Annotated in this window: 20 protein-coding genes; 10 read left to right on the top strand and 10 right to left on the bottom strand. The window is 62.5% G+C overall.

Annotated elements, in window-relative coordinates:
- Positions 1-127: 127 nt before the first annotated feature.
- Positions 128-1,657, top strand: coding sequence for a trimethylamine methyltransferase family protein (locus AC1DVR_RS13045; protein WP_478001013.1), 1,530 nt, complete (start codon positions 128-130; stop codon positions 1,655-1,657).
- Here the strand turns inward: AC1DVR_RS13045 and AC1DVR_RS13040 are convergent.
- The gene (locus AC1DVR_RS13040; RefSeq protein ID WP_478001012.1) at positions 1,654-2,100 is read right to left on the bottom strand and encodes a transglycosylase SLT domain-containing protein; all 447 of its coding nucleotides are present in this window, start codon (positions 2,098-2,100) and stop codon (positions 1,654-1,656) included. The genes AC1DVR_RS13045 and AC1DVR_RS13040 overlap by 4 nt on opposite strands.
- A gap of 269 nt (positions 2,101-2,369) precedes the next feature.
- Between AC1DVR_RS13040 and AC1DVR_RS13035 the strand changes: the two genes are divergently transcribed.
- From AC1DVR_RS13035 to AC1DVR_RS13010, 6 genes are all read left to right on the top strand, one after another.
- Complete coding sequence (locus AC1DVR_RS13035; RefSeq protein WP_478001011.1) at positions 2,370-2,954, top strand: HNH endonuclease; 585 nt, start codon at positions 2,370-2,372, stop codon at positions 2,952-2,954.
- 103 nt (positions 2,955-3,057) lie between these two features.
- Positions 3,058-3,753, top strand: coding sequence for an MgtC/SapB family protein (locus AC1DVR_RS13030; RefSeq protein ID WP_478001010.1), 696 nt, complete (start codon positions 3,058-3,060; stop codon positions 3,751-3,753).
- A 126-nt stretch (positions 3,754-3,879) separates the two neighbouring features.
- Positions 3,880-5,334 carry a glucose-6-phosphate dehydrogenase gene (zwf, locus tag AC1DVR_RS13025; RefSeq protein ID WP_478001009.1) on the top strand — a complete coding sequence of 485 codons (1,455 nt, stop codon included), beginning with the start codon at positions 3,880-3,882 and terminating at the stop codon, positions 5,332-5,334.
- On the top strand, positions 5,331-5,999 hold the full coding sequence (gene pgl, locus AC1DVR_RS13020; RefSeq protein ID WP_478001008.1) for a 6-phosphogluconolactonase: 669 nt from the start codon (positions 5,331-5,333) through the stop codon (positions 5,997-5,999). The genes zwf and pgl overlap by 4 nt, the downstream gene beginning before the upstream one ends.
- 3 nt (positions 6,000-6,002) lie before the next feature.
- On the top strand, positions 6,003-7,604 hold the full coding sequence (gene pgi / locus AC1DVR_RS13015) for a glucose-6-phosphate isomerase (RefSeq protein ID WP_478001007.1): 1,602 nt from the start codon (positions 6,003-6,005) through the stop codon (positions 7,602-7,604).
- A gap of 150 nt (positions 7,605-7,754) precedes the next feature.
- Positions 7,755-8,348 (top strand): sulfotransferase, encoded by a 594-nt coding sequence (locus tag AC1DVR_RS13010; RefSeq protein WP_478001006.1) that lies wholly within the window; start codon positions 7,755-7,757, stop codon positions 8,346-8,348.
- 175 nt (positions 8,349-8,523) lie between these two features.
- Here AC1DVR_RS13010 and AC1DVR_RS13005 read toward each other — a convergent pair whose 3' ends face one another.
- The 3 genes from AC1DVR_RS13005 to AC1DVR_RS12995 all read right to left on the bottom strand — a co-directional run bounded on the left by AC1DVR_RS13005 (position 8,524) and on the right by AC1DVR_RS12995 (position 10,469).
- On the bottom strand, positions 8,524-8,877 hold the full coding sequence (locus tag AC1DVR_RS13005; protein WP_478001005.1) for a RidA family protein: 354 nt from the start codon (positions 8,875-8,877) through the stop codon (positions 8,524-8,526).
- Between the two features lie 150 nt (positions 8,878-9,027).
- On the bottom strand, positions 9,028-9,408 hold the full coding sequence (locus AC1DVR_RS13000) for a response regulator (protein ID WP_478001004.1): 381 nt from the start codon (positions 9,406-9,408) through the stop codon (positions 9,028-9,030).
- Between the two features lie 71 nt (positions 9,409-9,479).
- Positions 9,480-10,469, bottom strand: a complete 990-nt coding sequence (locus tag AC1DVR_RS12995) for a sensor histidine kinase (protein ID WP_478001003.1) — start codon at positions 10,467-10,469, stop codon at positions 9,480-9,482.
- A gap of 53 nt (positions 10,470-10,522) precedes the next feature.
- Between AC1DVR_RS12995 and AC1DVR_RS12990 the strand changes: the two genes are divergently transcribed.
- The gene (locus AC1DVR_RS12990) at positions 10,523-11,005 is read left to right on the top strand and encodes a hypothetical protein (RefSeq protein WP_478001002.1); all 483 of its coding nucleotides are present in this window, start codon (positions 10,523-10,525) and stop codon (positions 11,003-11,005) included.
- A gap of 59 nt (positions 11,006-11,064) precedes the next feature.
- On the opposite strand, the gene AC1DVR_RS12985 is transcribed toward AC1DVR_RS12990, so the two are convergent.
- Positions 11,065-11,421 (bottom strand): recombinase family protein, encoded by a 357-nt coding sequence (locus tag AC1DVR_RS12985; RefSeq protein WP_478001001.1) that lies wholly within the window; start codon positions 11,419-11,421, stop codon positions 11,065-11,067.
- An 85-nt stretch (positions 11,422-11,506) separates the two neighbouring features.
- Here AC1DVR_RS12985 and AC1DVR_RS12980 point away from each other — a divergent pair, with 85 nt between their 5' ends.
- Complete coding sequence (locus AC1DVR_RS12980; protein WP_478001000.1) at positions 11,507-11,743, top strand: hypothetical protein; 237 nt, start codon at positions 11,507-11,509, stop codon at positions 11,741-11,743.
- A 598-nt stretch (positions 11,744-12,341) separates the two neighbouring features.
- Complete coding sequence (locus AC1DVR_RS12975; RefSeq protein ID WP_478000999.1) at positions 12,342-12,914, top strand: chemotaxis protein CheB; 573 nt, start codon at positions 12,342-12,344, stop codon at positions 12,912-12,914.
- Between the two features lie 179 nt (positions 12,915-13,093).
- Here the strand turns inward: AC1DVR_RS12975 and AC1DVR_RS12970 are convergent, their stop codons facing one another.
- From AC1DVR_RS12970 to AC1DVR_RS12950, 5 genes are all read right to left on the bottom strand, one after another.
- On the bottom strand, positions 13,094-13,771 hold the full coding sequence (locus tag AC1DVR_RS12970; RefSeq protein WP_478000998.1) for a recombinase family protein: 678 nt from the start codon (positions 13,769-13,771) through the stop codon (positions 13,094-13,096).
- A 95-nt stretch (positions 13,772-13,866) separates the two neighbouring features.
- Positions 13,867-14,427, bottom strand: a complete 561-nt coding sequence (locus AC1DVR_RS12965) for a phage terminase small subunit P27 family (protein ID WP_478000997.1) — start codon at positions 14,425-14,427, stop codon at positions 13,867-13,869.
- On the bottom strand, positions 14,424-15,017 hold the full coding sequence (locus AC1DVR_RS12960; RefSeq protein WP_478000996.1) for a phage terminase small subunit P27 family: 594 nt from the start codon (positions 15,015-15,017) through the stop codon (positions 14,424-14,426). The genes AC1DVR_RS12965 and AC1DVR_RS12960 overlap by 4 nt, the downstream gene beginning before the upstream one ends.
- Before the next feature lie 134 nt (positions 15,018-15,151).
- Complete coding sequence (locus tag AC1DVR_RS12955; RefSeq protein WP_478000995.1) at positions 15,152-15,436, bottom strand: hypothetical protein; 285 nt, start codon at positions 15,434-15,436, stop codon at positions 15,152-15,154.
- Positions 15,436-16,686, bottom strand: a complete 1,251-nt coding sequence (locus tag AC1DVR_RS12950) for a site-specific DNA-methyltransferase (RefSeq protein WP_478000994.1) — start codon at positions 16,684-16,686, stop codon at positions 15,436-15,438. The genes AC1DVR_RS12955 and AC1DVR_RS12950 overlap by 1 nt, the downstream gene beginning before the upstream one ends.
- Positions 16,687-16,883 lie beyond the last annotated feature (197 nt).

Below are 16,883 nucleotides of genomic sequence, written 5' to 3'. Positions count from 1 at the left end.
ACGCCCCCCTGCACCCCAGTCGAGTATTTCTGCAGAGGGCAAGGGAAAGAAACGACCTTGAGGGGTCGGTTTGCGGCATGTCTTTTTGCTTGCTTGGCCTTTGCTGGAGGAAAGCGGGAGGGCTTTCATGTCAGAGGCAAAACGGTCAGGGCGGCAGGCGCGGCAGGCGGAGCGGGCGAAGAAGGGGACGGGGCTTGGGCGGCCCTATATCATCCGCAACATTCCGACCTATGACGTGCTGTCGGAGGAAAACCTCCTGCGGATCGAGGCGGCGGCGGACCGGGTTTTGGCCGAGACCGGCATCGAGTTTCGCGACGACCCCGACGCGCTGGAGATGTGGCGCCGCGCGGGCGCGCGCGTCGACGGGCTTCTGGTGAAGTTCGAACCGGGCATGCTGCGCGAGATCCTGCGTTCAGCGCCGCCGACCTTCACCCAGCATGCCCGCAACCCCGAGAAATCGGTCGAGATCGGCGGCAAGTCGGTGGTCTTTGCCCCGGCCTATGGCAGCCCCTTTGTCATGGATCTGGACAAGGGGCGGCGGTTCGGCACCATCGAGGACTTCCGCAACTTCATCAAGCTGGCGCAGAGCTCGCCCAATTTCCACCACTCCGGCGGGACGATCTGCGAGCCGACCGATGTGGCGGTCAACAAGCGGCATCTGGATATGGTCTTGGCGCATATGACCCTGTCGGACCGGCCCTTCATGGGCTCGGTCACCGCCGAAAGCCGGTCGGAAGACAATATCGAGATGTGCCGGATCCTGTTCGGGTCCGAATTCGTGAACGATCATTGCGTTATCCTCGGCAATGTGAACGTCAATTCGCCTTTGGTCTGGGATGGCACGATGACCAAGAGCTTGCGTGCCTATGCGCGGGCGGGTCAGGCTGCGGTCATAGTGCCCTTCATCCTCGGCGGGGCGATGGGGCCGGTGACCAGTGCGGGCGGCATCGTGCAGAGCCTCGCCGAGACCATGGCCGGCTGCGCCCTGACCCAGCTGGAGCGCAAGGGCGCGCCGGTGATCTTCGGCAACTTTCTGTCCTCGATGAGCCTGCGTTCGGGTTCCCCCACCTTCGGGACGCCGGAGCCTGCGATCGGCTCGATGGTCATCGGCCAGCTGGCCCGTCGGCTGAACCTGCCGCTGCGCTGCTCGGGGAATTTCACCACCTCGAAACTGCCCGATGCCCAGGCGATGATGGAGGGCACGATGTCGATGCTCGCCGCCGTCCATTGCGGGGCGAATTTCATCCTGCATTCGGCGGGCTTCCTCGACGGGCTTCTGAGCATGTCTTACGAGAAGTTCATGCTGGATGCCGATCTTTGCGGCGCGCTCCACACCTATCTCGACGGGATCAAGATCGACGACGACCAGCTGGCGGTCGAGGCCTTTGCCGAGGTCGGGCCCGGCAACCACTTCTTCGGCTGCTCCCACACCATGGCGCATTACGAGACGGCCTTCTGGGACAGCGATCTGTCCGACAACGAGCCCTTCGAGAAATGGGAAGCGGCGGGATCGACCGATGCCGCGACCCGCGCCAATGCCCTGTGGAAGAAGCGCCTCGCCGAATACGAGGCGCCCGCGATGGATGAAGGCCGGCGCGAGGCGCTGGAGGATTATGTCGCGCGCAAGAAGGCCGCGATGCCGGATGCCTGGTACTAGGACCGCAACCCGGTTTCCCGGAGCAACCCGCGCCGCTTCGCCTCGTAGTAGTAGCCGTGCGAATACCAGTATTCGGCGCGGGACTGGCTGCCGTTGGACACGATCCAGGCCCCGCGCAGGTATTTCCCGGCGTATTTGAGGTTGGTCTCGGCATCCAGAAGCCCGCTTGCCGGGCCACGGTAGCCCATCTGCTGGGCGGTCTGCGGCATGATCTGCAACAGGCCGTAGTAGGGCCCATGCCGGGCGGCGGGGTTGTAGCCGCTTTCGCGCCGGACCATGCGGTGGATCAGGCTGGCGGGCATGTCGTAAAGCCGCGCGTATTTATCGATCAGCCGGTCCATTTCGGGCGTCTCGCCGCGGTAAACCTCGGGCGGGGTCGGGCGCGCGCAGGCGGCCAGGGCTGCGAGGGTCAAGGTCAGAAACGCGCGGCGGGGCAGGGGCATGGACGGTCCTTTCGTTTCCAGCCTCTTACCGGGGCCGGGGGGCGCAGGCAAAGGGGAAGTTCCGCGCCCCCTCTGCGCCGGCGAGCGCCTGCCCAGGTTGGCCGAAGTGCCTCTCTGTCACGCAGACGTCACGCGGGTTTGCGATTACTGGGCCCAGGTGGAAATCCGGGGGCTTGCCAGCGGTCAAACGCCATATATAGTCAACCCCATGCGCGCCGTGGCGCATCTTGTGCCAAGCGCGCGGGCCTGCAGAAAAGGGTCTTTGCGGAATGGACGGCGATTTTCGAACCAGCTTCGTGCGCGATCCGGCGACGCTGAAATACTGCCCGGCTTTGGTGCTCAATGCGGACTTTCGTCCGCTGAGCTACTATCCCCTGTCGCTTTGGCCGTGGCAGGAGGCGATCAAGTCTGCCGTGCTCGACCGGGTGACGATCCTAGCCGAATATGACCAGGTGGTGCGTAGCCAGAGGCACGAGTTCAGGCTGCCCTCTGTCGTTGTGCTGAAAGATTTCGTCCAACCCCAAAAGCGCGTGGCCTTCACGCGCTTTAATCTTTTTCTGCGCGACGAGTTCTGCTGCCAGTATTGCGGCGCCAAGGGCGATCTGACCTTTGACCATGTGATCCCGCGCGCCCGGGGCGGCATCACGAGCTGGGAGAATGTCGTGGCGGCCTGCAGCCCCTGCAACCTGCGCAAGGGCTCCAAGTCGCTGCGCCAGGCCGGGTTGCACCTGAACCGCATCCCGCGCGCGCCGAGCCCCGAGGACATGCAGGCCCATGGCCGGCGTTTCCCGCCGAACCATCTGCATGAAAGCTGGATGGACTACCTCTATTGGGATGTCGAGCTGGAAGCCTAGGTTAACGCGCTGTCGCAGTTCTTAATTTCGCGTCATAAAACTGTTACAAAACCTTCACATTCCCTCCGCGATGTGAAAAGCCTTCCCGAAACGGGAGCCTTTCATGTCCATCGCCTTGCATGCCGCCGCCTTCAACCTGACCATCGCCTTGTCCTGCGGGGCCCTGATCGGGTCGGAACGCCAGGTGCGGCAACGGATGGCGGGCTTGCGGACCAATGCCTTGGTGGCGCTTGGGGCGGCAAGCTTCGTCACCTTCTCGCAGCTGATGCCCGGCACGGACACCAGCCCGACGCGGGTGGCGGCGCAGGTCGTCTCGGGCATCGGTTTCCTCGGCGCCGGGATCATCTTTCGCGATGGATTCGAGGTGCATGGGCTGAATACCGCCGCCACGCTCTGGTGTTCGGCCGGGGTCGGGTTGATGGCGGGGACGGGGAACTGGGACTTTGCCCTGATGCTGACCGGCCTCGTGGTCTTCATCAACCTCGGCCTCAGGCCGCTGGTCAAACTCCTGAAGAAATACACCGCCGCCGGCACACCGATTTCGCGGGTCTGGGTCGTCTCGCTGACCTGCCGCGCGCTGGATGAGAGCGGCATGCGCAGTCTGATGTTGCGCAGCCTCAGCCTCGGCGGCCTGAAAATCACCGAACTTTCCGGCAAATCGGGCGAGGATTCCGTCGAACTTTCCGCGGTGGTCACGGCGGAAGGCGTACCCGACCATGTGGTTGAAAACGCCGTGCAACGGATTGCCGCAGAACCGGGCGTCACGCGGCTGCGCTGGTCATCGGGCGAGGAATCCTGACCTCTTTCAATGGGCTTCCAAGGCTTTCCTTTCCTCTGCCCTGCGGAGTTGCTAGACTTTTGCCATCAGGGGAGGTAAAACCTCTGCGTTAGCGCTAACAGAGCGTCAAGGAAGCGAGGTCTCTTCATGGTTTCCCGTGTCATTCCGGTTGATACATTCGACCTCGTGATCTTTGGCGGCACGGGCGATCTTGCCCGCCGCAAGATCTTCCCCGGCCTCTATCGCCGCTTCATGGCCGGCCAGATGAATGCCGACAGCCGGATCATCGGGGCCGCGCGCGCCCAGAACACCGACGAGCAGTTCCGCAAGCTGATCCACGATTCGCTGATCGAATTCGTGCCGAAGGATCGTCAGGACGAGGCGGTCATTGCGGCCTTCCTTGCGCGGGTCGATTATATCGCCGTTGACGCGAAAGAGCAGGGCGGCTGGAAGAAGCTGAAGGCCACGATGCGTGAAAACGTGGTGCGCGCCTTCTATTTCTCGGTCGCACCGGCCCTGTTCGGGGATCTGGCCGAACACCTCCACGCCCATGGCATCACCGACGCCTGGAGCCGGGTCGTGGTGGAAAAGCCCTTCGGCCGCGACCTCGCCTCGGCCCGGGCGCTGAACGCGATCCTCGCCAAATATTTCAACGAGGCGCAGATCTACCGGATCGACCATTACCTCGGCAAGGAGACGGTGCAGAACCTGATGGCGGTGCGTTTCGCCAATATCCTGTTCGAGCCGATCTGGAAGGCGCAGTATATCGACCATGTCCAGATCACCGTGGCCGAGACGGTCGGTGTCGAGGGGCGCGGCGCCTATTACAACACCTCGGGTGCGATGCGCGACATGGTGCAGAACCACATGATGCAGCTTCTTTGCCTCATCGCGATGGAGCCGCCCTACCACTTCGACCCCGACGCGGTGCGCGACGAAAAGGTGAAGGTCATCCGCGCGCTGGAGCCGGTGAAGGCGACGGATATCGTGCGCGGTCAATATCTTGCCGGCAAGGGCGAGGGCAGCTACGTCGAACATTCCGAGGATCCGAACTCGACCACCGAAAGCTACATCGCGATGAAGGTCGGGATTGCCAACTGGCGCTGGAAGGGCACGCCCTTCTATCTGCGCACCGGCAAACGGCTGCGCGGGCGCTATTCCGAGATTGCGATCACCTTCAAGGAACCGCCGCATTCGATCTTTGACGATGCGAAAGGCTGGAAGGAAAACGTCCTCGTGATCCGGTTGCAGCCGAACGAGGGCATGAACCTGATGGTGATGATCAAGGAGCCCGGCCCCGGTGGCATGCGCCTGATGCAGGTGCCTCTGGACATGACCTTCGCCGATGCCCTGGGCGAGGATGCCGAGGATGTGCCGGACGCCTATGAGCGGCTGATCATGGATGTGATCCGCGGCAACCAGACCCTCTTCATGCGCGGCGATGAGGTCGAGGCCGCCTGGGCCTGGACCGACCCGATCATCCAGGGCTGGGAAGGGCGCGGCGACAAACCGCAGGGCTATGATCCCGGCTCCTCGGGCCCCGAAGATGCGCTGATGCTGCTCCACAAGGATGGCCGCCGCTGGCGCGAGATCAAGGGATGATCCTGCAGACCTACCCCAGCCGCGACGCCCTGATGGCGGGCCTGGCCGGCACCATCGCCGAAGAACTGCGCGCGGCCCTGACCTCGGGCCCCGCGACGCTCTCGGTGCCGGGCGGCACCACGCCCGGCCCGGTGTTTGATGCGCTGACCGGGGCGGATCTCGACTGGTCGCGCGTTGCCGTCCTTCTGAACGATGAACGCTGGGTCGGCGAAGACAGCCCGCGCTCCAACACGCGGCTCCTGCGCGAACGCCTGCTCTGCGGCAAGGCTGCCGCTGCCACCCTCGTGCCGCTTTACGCCGAGGCGCCGCAGCCCGAGGACAAGCTGGCGGAGCTTGCCAAGGGGATCACGCCCCATCTGCCGATCACCGTGCTTCTGCTCGGCATGGGCGCTGACATGCACACGGCTTCCCTCTTCCCCGGCGCCGACAAGCTGGCCGAGGCGCTTTCGCCCGATGCCCCCATCCTGATGGCCCTGCGCGCCGAAGCCGCGGGCGAGCCGCGCATCACCCTGACCGCCCCTGTCCTGCAGGCCGCCAAACACGTCCATATCCTGATCACCGGTCCGGACAAGCGCGCCGCCCTGGAGCGCGCCCAGACCCTGACCCCCACCGAGGCGCCGGTTCGCGCCCTTCTTGACCAAGCCACAGTCCATTGGGCGGAGTAAGCCATGTCTGATCCCTTTGCAGCCCTGAAAGCCCACCACGCCAAGGTGGCCGACCGCAAGATCCTCGACCTTTTCGACACCGACCGCGCCGCCGGGTTCTCGGTGATGGCGGGGGAGATGCTCCTCGACTTCTCCAAGACCAACATCGACGCCGGCGCGCTGGACCTGCTGCTGGATCTGGCCGAAACCTCTGGCCTCGCCCGCAAGCGGCTGGCGATGTTCTCGGGCGAGAAGATCAACGAGACCGAGGGGCGGGCGGTGTTGCACACCGCGCTCCGCGCTGGCGACGATGCCGTGGTGCTGGTCGATGGAAAGGACGTGATGCCGGAAGTGCGCGCGACCCGTGCCCGGATGGCGGCTTTCGTGAACGATGTCAGGTCCGGCGCATTCAAAGGGCAGGGCGGCCAGATCACCGATGTGGTCAACATCGGCATCGGCGGCTCCGACCTCGGGCCGGCCATGGCGACCATCGCCCTGTCGCCCTGGGGTGACGGGCCGAAGCTGCACTACGTCTCCAACGTCGACGGCGCCCATATCGCCGACACGCTGAAAGGGCTGAACCCGGAAACCACGCTGGTGATCGTGGCCTCCAAGACCTTCACCACGATCGAGACGATGACCAATGCCGACACCGCCAAGCGCTGGATGGCGGCAAAGGTCGCCAATCCGGCGGCGCAGTTCTGTGCGGTCTCCACCGCGGCCGAGAAGACCTCCGCCTATGGCATTGATCCCGCTCGGGTTTTCGGCTTTGAGGATTGGGTCGGCGGGCGCTATTCGATGTGGGGGCCGATTGGCCTTGGCATCATGCTGTCGGTCGGCCCCGACGCGTTTGACCAGTTCCTCGCCGGCGGACGTGCTATGGACCAGCATTTCCTGACCAAGCCCTTCGCGCAGAACATGCCGGTTCTGCTGGCCCTGGTCGGGATCTGGCACAACCAGATCTGCGGCTATGCCACCCGCGCCGTTCTGCCCTATGACCAACGCCTGTCGCGCCTGCCGGCCTATCTGCAGCAGCTGGAGATGGAATCGAACGGCAAGCGCGTCTCGATGGATGGCGCCGATCTTCCCTACAACTCCGGCCCGGTGGTCTGGGGCGAGCCCGGCACCAACGGCCAGCACGCCTTCTACCAGCTGATCCACCAGGGCACCCGCGTCGTGCCGTGCGAGTTCCTCGTGGCGCGCCAGGGCCATGAGCCCGACCTTGCCCATCAGCACCTGCTTCTGGTGTCGAACTGCCTCGCGCAGTCCGAGGCGCTCCTGAAAGGCCGCTCTTTGGCCGAGGCCACCGCGATCATGGCCAAGAAGGGCCTGACCGGGGCCGAGCTTGACCGCCAGGCCCGCCACCGCGTCTTCCCCGGCAACCGACCCACGACCACGCTGGCCTATCCGCAACTGACCCCCTTCACGCTCGGCCAAATCATCGCGCTTTACGAACACCGGGTCTTCGTCGAGGGCGTCATCCTCGGCATCAATTCCTATGACCAATGGGGCGTCGAGCTTGGCAAGGAACTTGCCCTTGCCCTGCAACCGATCCTCGAAGGCCGTGAAAGCACCGCCGGTAAAGACGGTTCCACCGCCGCGCTGGTGGCCTATCTCAAAGCCTGAAGCCTCTGATCGGTCTTCAGATCTCGCAGCGGGGGCAGGGGGCGCGCAACCTGCCCCGGCCATATGTTTTGCAAGCTTCCCGAGGCAACATTGCGTCGGGCCGGAAAAGGCGCTAGGCAGCCGCCGAACCTATATGGGATGGACTTGCCTGTGACGTCTTTCTTCATTGGTTACAACAAATGCGGCACATCCAGTCTGCATCGCTGGCTTACGCTGCATGGCGTTCGCTCGGTTCATGGCGGCAAAAGCGTCAACGCCTTGCTTGAAAACGAGATCATCTTGAACCTCGCCTTCGAGCAGGCGCCCCTTAAAGGGCTTGCCGACCATTCGGCCTGGCTAGACTTCGGCATTGTACAGTCCGAATGGCGCGACTTCCTGCGCTGGTATCCGGACGCCAAATTTGTCCTCAACATGCGGGATATGGATCACTGGGTGCTCAGCCGGCTCAACCACCTGTACGGGCGCTATGTCGAATACATGAACCTTTTCTATCGCCGCAAGCTGACCTGGCAGGAATGGGCCACGGAATGGCGTCAGGAATTCATCGACCATGAGGCGGCCGTCATGGCGCAATTCCAGGGTGAAGCGAATTTCCTGCGTTTCGATATTGAAACCGGTCGGATGCAAGACCTCGCGAGCTTTCTGGAAATCGAAACGACGGATTTCACCCTGCCGTTCGAGAATGTGACAAAACACAAGCGCTTCATTATGGACGGGTCCGAGATCCGGGACTCTCTGGCATAAGTGATTTCAACGACCCTGCCGGTGTGCCGCCCCGCGCTGCATTGCGGCAAGGGGTCTCACGGACCTGTCGCCTGTCACCTTCGACCCAAAGCAAAGGCCGCCTGTCCGGAGGCGGGGCAGGTTTTCACCAACACCCCCCGAACAGGCGGCCAATCTTGCTGGAGCCGAAATTGGATTACTTCAGCGCCGCGGTCACGATAACCTCGACCAGGTAAGCCGGCGTGGCCAGCTTCGCCTCACCGGTGGCGCGCGCCGGGGTGTTGCCTGCCGGAACCCATTGATCCCAAACCGCATTCATCTCGCCAAAGGTCGCCATGTCGGCCAGCCAGATCTGGGTCGACAGGATGCGGGTCTTGTCGGTGCCGGCTTCGGCGAGGATGCGGTCAACTTCGGCGAGGCAGGTGCGGGTCTGATCCGCGACGCTCTCGCCGGGCTTGCCGACCTGGCCTGCGACCCAGACGATGCCATTGTAGCAGACCGCCTCGGACATGCGGGCGCCGACGCCGATCCGTTTGATATCCTTGTTCATCTTCGTCTCCTCAGGTTGATTGAGGCTTGCTACCGCATCGAGGCTGAATTGGAAAGTGGAGCGGAAGACCGGACCCGAATCCTCGTATCCAGCTTGGGTAACCCATGCCCCGCTTGCGATCGCAGGGGGGAGGTCAAGCCCTCGGAGCGTTCAAGCAGGACCGTCAGCCTTCAGCAAACGCGCCATCGCGTCGATGATGGCGTGATCAGAGTAGGGTTTGGCGAAGTAATGGCTGCCCGTCGGAAGGCTGCTCTCTTCCAGGATGGCCCGGCCGGATGCGACGATCAACTTCACGGGCGGCCATCGGTTGCGGATGTAATGCGCCAGTTTGATACCGTCCATCGTCCCCGGCATCTGAACATCGGTGAACACCAGATCAATGTCGTCTCGCGATTCCAGGATCTGGATGGCCTCGTCGGCCCCCTGGGCTTCCAGCGCGATATAGCCTGCCGATTGCACAAGATCGACGGCGCCCATCCGAATGATCGCGATGTCGTCAACCACCAGCACGACGGCTCTACCGTTTTTCATCAGTTACTCGAATATCTGAAACGGGATTTCTGTGAACCCCAGGGGTGAAACGATCCGGATGCACATGAGACCTATGCGGCAGTCGGGACAACAACTTGCCCCCGGTGCCTGATGGTGACGGCGGTGCCCGGTTTTGCGTCCGTGACTTCGAGTTTGCCCTGAATGTTCTTGGTCAGCGCCTCGACAATGCCGGTGCCCAGGCCGGCTTTCGGTGCGGCATGGCCGGTTGGCATCCCAATGCCGTCATCCGCGATCTTGAGCGTCCARTCCCGRCCTTCGGACGCGTAGGAGACCGTGATCTTGCCCTTGGGCTGATCSGGGAAGGCATGTTTCAGCGCGTTGATCACCAATTCCGTSACGATCAGCCCMAGRCTSACRGARAYGTCGGCTTCCACCGAACTGTCGTCGACYTCAACGRCGATGGAWWGCCGGTCGTCGTCCGCAATCATCGATGCCCCAAGRCTTTCGCAAAGCAGGGTCAGGTAGGCTTTCAAGAGCACCTTGCCGCCCTTCGACGTGGAAAGYTGCTTCTGGACGGCCGCAATCGACATCACGCGGTGATGGGCGTTCTGGATRTGGCCRCGGGCCTCGTCGGATTGCACCCGCCGGGCGCTTTGCATCAGCACGCTGGCGATGATCTGCAGGCTGTTGGCAACGCGGTGYTGCACTTCCTGGATCAAGACCTCYTTCTCGTTCAGCARATCATCCCKGWGCCGGGCGGCCTCCCGSGCGTCGGTCACGTCCGTGACGGCCAGCAACAACCGGATGTGATCCTTCACGCCGTCATCAAGAAGCTGGGCGTTGACCACCAGGTGTCGCGTCTTCTGATCGGGCCGCTTCAGGTCGATCTCATAGGCGTCGATCTTTGCGCTGCCTGCGGCCGTTGCCTTCAGCAACGAGGCCAACCGCGGCATCGCCCATTCGCCATGTCCAAGCGTGCTGATGCTTTTGCCAACGATCGTCGCAGGATCAATGTCAAAGGTTTTGCAGAACGAGAGGCTGGCTGCGATGATCTGCAGATCCGCCGAAAGGAACAGCAGCGGCTCGTTCGAGAGGAGCACAACCGCGAGTGTGCTCGGCGCTTCGACATAGCTTTTGGATTTGGTTGGCATCTATGGCCCTCGTCGGCCGAAAACTCGCGAAGCGAGTCATCACTCGGCAGGATCGGCCTGGAACACAGAGTGTCCGCAGCATCGATCTGGTAATCAGTAGCATGTTTGTCTTGTTCTGCGCCACTGTGAACTTAACGTATAGCCTGTTTGAACTTGGATATGATGCGCGACTTGAGGCCGCCGACACCCTCTTTCAGTTTTCTGACACGGATCGCGGTAACATGATTGTGGCGCTCCTCGGCGAGCTTCCTAAGCAGGTTGCCGAGATCGGTGGTGCCGGGCCAGTTAGTTTTCAGGAGTTGGTCAGCACGATTGGCAATAGGACGGCCGCCACTAATGCGGACATGGCTGAGACCCTTCGCAAATTGTCAGATGGACGCGAGATCGACGTTCTCCGTCAGGACGGCGGTCAGAAGCGGCCTGGGGCTCAGATTGCACTGAACGACCGGCTACGACTGTCTAAACAACTGAAGTTTTTCATCTGATCGTTACGGGTTCGGTTTCCGGTATCTCCGCCAAAACCCCGCTGCTGCCAACTCTGGTGTCAAACTGTGCCAACTCTGGTGGCGAGCCACACCGGTTCAATTCGGCTGCCATTGCGCGTAGCGTGACTTGCCCCTGCGCCCGGATGTCCTCCAGCACCCGGGGCTAGCCCTTTTGCTAAGGCCTCGGCATTGGCCGAGACCGCCTCCCTGAGGGCCACAGCGCCCTTCCCAGCGCGTTTGAGGGCCTCTGCACCATTGGGGTTGCCGAGCATCACTCCGCGCGCCTTGGCCACGGCCAGGGCCTCCTTGGTGCGGCGGGAGATCGCCTCGCGTTCGGCTTGAGCCACGAGGCCCATGATGCCCACGGTCAGGTCATTGGCCTCGGGCATGTCGACGGCGATGAAACACTGCTCCAAAGCAGCTCCGATTGGTTATGACGTGCTAGTCTGGTGCATATCGCCTGTCGAGAGGGCGGATCACACAAAGGAAACTCGCACGCAAATGACAGAACCCCATGACATCGCCGGAAATGCCGCGCTCACCATCTGTGAGTCCCTGATGCTGGCACTCAATGACCTCGACATCATTCCAGAAAAGAAGATCATGGGCATTCTGAAGGACGCAGCAACGACCCATGAAAACGTTCCGCATGACGACGGTCGCGCGCCGATGCACAAAGAAGTAGCGCTCCTGATCCACAAGATCATTGATGGCCGAAATTCCGTCCGCCGCCCCTGATCGCTTGCCGTGCCGCGAGGCGGGTCTTTCCCGTAACGGGAGTCGTTTATTCTGCCTATCTCAGCCTCTCAATGAGGTTTCGGACATTCAACACCTGCCACTGCCTACCCCAACTCGTCTGCATCCCTCGCCGATAGAGTTCGGCTGCCAAGGCTCTAAGCGTAAGATGTCCACCAGCACGGATATCCACCAGCGTCGGCGCCAGCCTCTCTGCGAATCTATCCGCATTGGCGGTAACCGCCCACCTGAGCGCCACAGCACCCTTTCCAGCGAGTTGGACCGTCTCGGCCCCTGCTCGTGTTGCCCAGCTGCACACCGCGCGCCTTGGCCACGGCCAGGGCCTCCTTAGTGCGCCACGAAGTGCCATGATGCCGACGGTCAGGTCGTTGGCCTCGGGTATGACCCCAGCGTGGGCATCGGATGTCGGTTTCAGCCCAAAGCCGCCCTTCGAGACCACTTCCGTGCCGCAGTGTGGCTCCCCAGACTTGTCATTCAGGCTTGCCGACGCATTGCCGAACGGACAACGTCAGCCTAGTGGGGCATTATAGTATCTCTTAATGTGCTCCTTTTTGAAGATAAGGTACGAAAGGTGTATTCTATGAAGAATTTCCCGATCGTTTGTGTCGGCGGATCTGCTGGCGGACTTGACGCCTACACGCGGCTTTTGAAAAATCTGCCAGCCGATCTGGGCGTCGCAATTGTTATCGTAAATCACCTGCGAACCGTGTCTACGTTGTTGCACGAAATTCTGCCACGCTACACGCCAATGCCGGTGGAGCTGATATCAGACCGATTGGACGTTCGCCCGAATTGTGTGTTCATTATTCCGGAAAAACGTGACCTCCACGTCCTGAACGGGGAGTTTCGCCTGAGACCGATCTCGAAGCCGAGGGGGTGGCCCGATGTCATCACTGTCTTCCTGCGCTCGCTTACGGAGAACTGGACCGGCCAACTGGTCGCGGTCATCGTTTCGGGATACGATGGTGATGGGGCAGCCGCGTTATGTGGTATCAAAGATGTTGGGGGCATCACGATTGCTCAGAAGCTCGAAACAGCCGTTCAGCCTGATATGCCGCAGAGCGCAATAGAAAGCGGCTGCATCGACTTCATCCTGTCGCCCGAAGAAATCGCGAAGCGGATTAGGCTGATCGCGGACCGGGCGGACGGTTGATGCCGCCGAAAGCCGGTAGCCATTCGCCCGCCGCGAAATGTGGGGATTGACGGACATTCCGGTTGCCTGTGTTTGCACAGGCCAGATGCCCCAAATGCAACCGGCGGCTCTCAAGATATTCGGCTGACGCGGTATCAAACCGGCGCAAGCCTGCTTTCCGCCCTTTGCGAGCGCGCTTACTACGCTAGCCGCTTCAGAAGATTCGTCACATTCGACACCTGCCACTGCCCACCGCGCCTTGTCCGGATTCCCCGTCGGTTCAGTTCCACTGCCATGGCCCGGAGCGTGATATGCCCCTGCGCCTGGATGTTCGCCAGCACCGACGTCAGTTCTGCCGCGAAGTTATCCGCATTAGTCGAGACCACCTCCCTGAGGGCCACAGCGCCCTTTCCAGCGCGTCTGAGCGCCTCTGCTCCATTCGGGTTGCCCAACTTCACTCCGCGTGCCTTGGCCACTGCGAGGGCCTCCTTGGTGCGGCGGGAGATCGCCTCGCGTTCGGCCTGAGCCACGAGGGCCATGATGCCCACGGTCAGGTCGTTGGCCTCCGGCATATCAACGGCCAGGAAGTGGACACCGCTGTCGCGCAGTGTGAGCAGGAACGCGGCATTGCGGCTGAGCCGGTCAAGCTTGGCGATGACAAGGGTGGCGCCGGTCAGCCGCGCCAGTTGGATGGCTTTGGTCAACTCGGGGCGGTTGGGGTTCTTGCCACTCTCGACTTCGGTAAACCGTGCCAGGACTTCTGCGCCCCGGGAATTGGCGAACTTGTCGATCGACTGGCGTTGCGCCTCTAGCCCGAGCCCGCTGGCGCCCTGCCGGGCCGTCGAGACCCGCTCATAAGCAATGAACTTCTGCGCCATTGGCCTGACACTCCCCGGTGTTCATAACTGCCTAACGTTCGTTGCGCAGTTGTGTACATCCGAAAGGGGTGGTCAGTGTAGTCCAAGGCGTTGATTTACTGTGTGGAATCTTCGGAAGACGTGCCGAGCTCCCTTGCGCGCAGATCGTCGTCCCACTCGGGCCTCGGCGTCGGGCGGACGAACTGTGGCTCGATGACGATCCGCGTGGGCCCGCCGAACTCCCAAGGTTTCGGCCGGTCGTTCACCTGGATCGCCAGCCGCGAACGCGATGCCGGTGTCAGACCCAGTTCGGTCATGTATTTCGCCATCAACTCGAGCTGCTTGTTGCTGATCGACAGCCAGGGCGATTGCTGGACGTAGCCGGCAGGGGTGCGCAAGATCAGCGGCGTTTCCGCCAGCTTGCGTTCGGCCTCGACCCAGCGCGCATAGGTTTGGCAATAGGCCGCCATCAGTGTGCGGTCGACTTGGGTCAGAAGCCCGATCTGGTTGAGAATCCCGGCGAGCCGCGCCCATTCCGCCTGGGCTTCGGGGGCGAGGTAGTCCGGGCAATCCGGCACGCTTGCGGGCGGCTTCGGTTCGCGCCCGTTGATCCGCCGCTTGCCCGGGTTGCCGTCCAAAATCTTGACCGCTGTCGGCTTTGGGATGCGACCTCTCATGGCAAACCGGTTGCTATTCGGCCTGCGCCACGAGCCATGGTCTCGGCGTCGGACAGCTCCTCCATGCCACAGCTCAGCAGGAACGCCACGCGCCGCGCCAGTTCCAATCTCGTGAGGACCGGCGCTGCTGCCCTGGCTTCGATCGTGTTTCCCCCGTGCGGACGCGCACTCATTCCACCCGCCGTCACCACCCTGCTGCGCGAGGCAGGCGTGATGCCGAGTTCGGACATGTAGCGTCCCATGAGTTCCATCTGCTTGTTGGCGATGCCGAGCCAGGGATTTTGCTGGATATAGCCCGAGGGGGTTTTCATCAGGATCGGCGTTGTCTTCAGCTTTTCCTCCGCATCCACCCAGCGGCTCCACGCCTGACAGTAGGCCGCAAGCGCGCCCCGATCCACGGTCATCAGGACGCCGGACTCATGCAGCGGCAGGACGAGGCGGAACCACTCAACGCGGGCTTCACCCTCCAGATGGCCGGGGCAGTCCGGCACATCCTCGGGCAACATCGGTTCGGCGTGATTGATCGCCCGCTTGCCGGGATTACCTTCAAGGATCTTGACGGCGGTGGGCTTCGGGATACGTCCGCGCATCGGCGCCTGTCCTTTCTCTCATCTGTCCGTCTCGGACCCGGGGATACCCCGTTGCCAATTTCGCGGGTGTCTCAGGCGCAGGACCCCGCCGGTCCCTTGGCCAATCGCCCCAGAGATTGACCGCCCCCCCACCGTCAGGTTCCGTCGTTGGTCGGCTTCAGCGCCTCTGTCTCGACGATCATCGAAGTGGTATCGCCGCCCCGCGCCTTGGCAATCAGCCCCTGGGCGATGGCTCCGATCGCCCGGGCTTTGCCTTTTTTATACCGTGCTGCGATCTCTTCATCCCGCTCCATCATCGCATAGAAGGTGCGGCGACCGATGCCGAAGTAGTCGGAGATCTGCTCGGTGGTCAGAACGGCCGCGAGGGTTTCAACCTCAGCCTTCTGCGCCAGTGTGAGTTCCATGGGCAGACGGGCCATCACGCCACCTCCTCTGCCGCGCGCTCTGCGCTGACCTCTGCAAAGGTCGCATCGCTGCCGGACAGCCGCGCCTCCTGCCCGGTAAAGGCCTGCCAGCGCTGGATCGCGACATCGACATAGGCCGGGTTCAATTCGATGGCATGGCAGATCCGTCCGGTGGTTTCCGCCGCAATCAGCGTGGTGCCCGATCCGAGGAAAGGTTCGTAGACCACCTGCCCTGGGCTCGAGTTGTTCAGGATCGGACGACGCATGCATTCCACCGGCTTTTGCGTGCCATGGACCGTGGCGCTGTCCTGCTCGCCACTCGGGATCGACCACAGCGTGGTCTGCTTGCGGTCACCCGACCAATGCCCCGTGCCCTCGTCGCGCACTGCATACCAGCAGGGCTCATGCTGCCAGTGGTAATGGCCCCGGCTGAGAACCAGCCTTTCCTTGGCCCAGATGATCTGGCTTCGGATGCTGAAGCCCGAGTCTTCAAGGCTTTCGGCCACCTTCGCCGCATGGAGCGCCCCGTGCCAGACATAGGCCACCTCACCGGGAAACAAAGCCCAGGCCTCGCGCCAGTCCGCCCGGTCGTCGTTCAGCACCTTGCCCACGCGTTTGGTCTCCGACGCCCCCGCCTTGTTGCGCCAGGCCGGATCATACTCCACGCCGTAAGGCGGATCGGTCACCATCAGATGCGGGACGATCGCCCCATTCAACGCGGAGACAGCTGCCGCCTCGGCGGCATCCCCGCAGATCAGCCGGTGCGACCCCAAGAGCCAGAGATCCCCCGCCCTTGCCACCGGAACCTCGGGCACAGGCGGGACTTCGTCCTCACGCGGATCGCTACCGGCTTCCCGCAGCAGATCGTCCAACTCCCTGCCGGTAAATCCGAGATCCAGCATGTCGATGCCAAGGCTCTGCAGATCCCCGACCTCCAGCGCCAGCATCTCCAGATCCCAACCTGCCCGCTCGCCGAGCTTGTTGTCCGCCAGCACATAGGCCCGCTTCTGCGCCTCGCTCAGATGCGACAGTTCGATCACCGGCACAGATCCAAGCCCCAGCTTGCGCGCCGCCATCACCCGGCCATGCCCGGCGATGATGCCATTCGCCCCATCGACCAGCACCGGATTGGTAAAGCCGAACTCCCGGATCGAGCCCGCAATCAGCGCCACCTGGCCCTCGTCATGCGTCCGGGCATTGCGGGCATAGGGGATCAGATCGCCGATCGGGCGGTAGGTGATTGCCAGTTGCTGTCCGCCGTCCATATACGCCTCCGCACGGGCCAATCTGGCCGCACGGGCAGTATATCACCAAGCTAACACATTGTCCCCACGACATTAAATGACACGAAGCGACACGGAGCGACAAAGATGTCGATGCGTCCAACCTAACATCCGCATCGCCCAGGTCGGCGTTCGTCGTACGTGAGGGCTAAATGGCGGCTATGCGGACGAAGCGGACG

The sequence above is a fragment of the Rhodobacter sp. P2_H5 genome (genome assembly GCF_056403335.1).
Note: the sequence above shows the minus strand (reverse complement) of the source record. Positions and strands in the feature narration are given on the sequence as shown.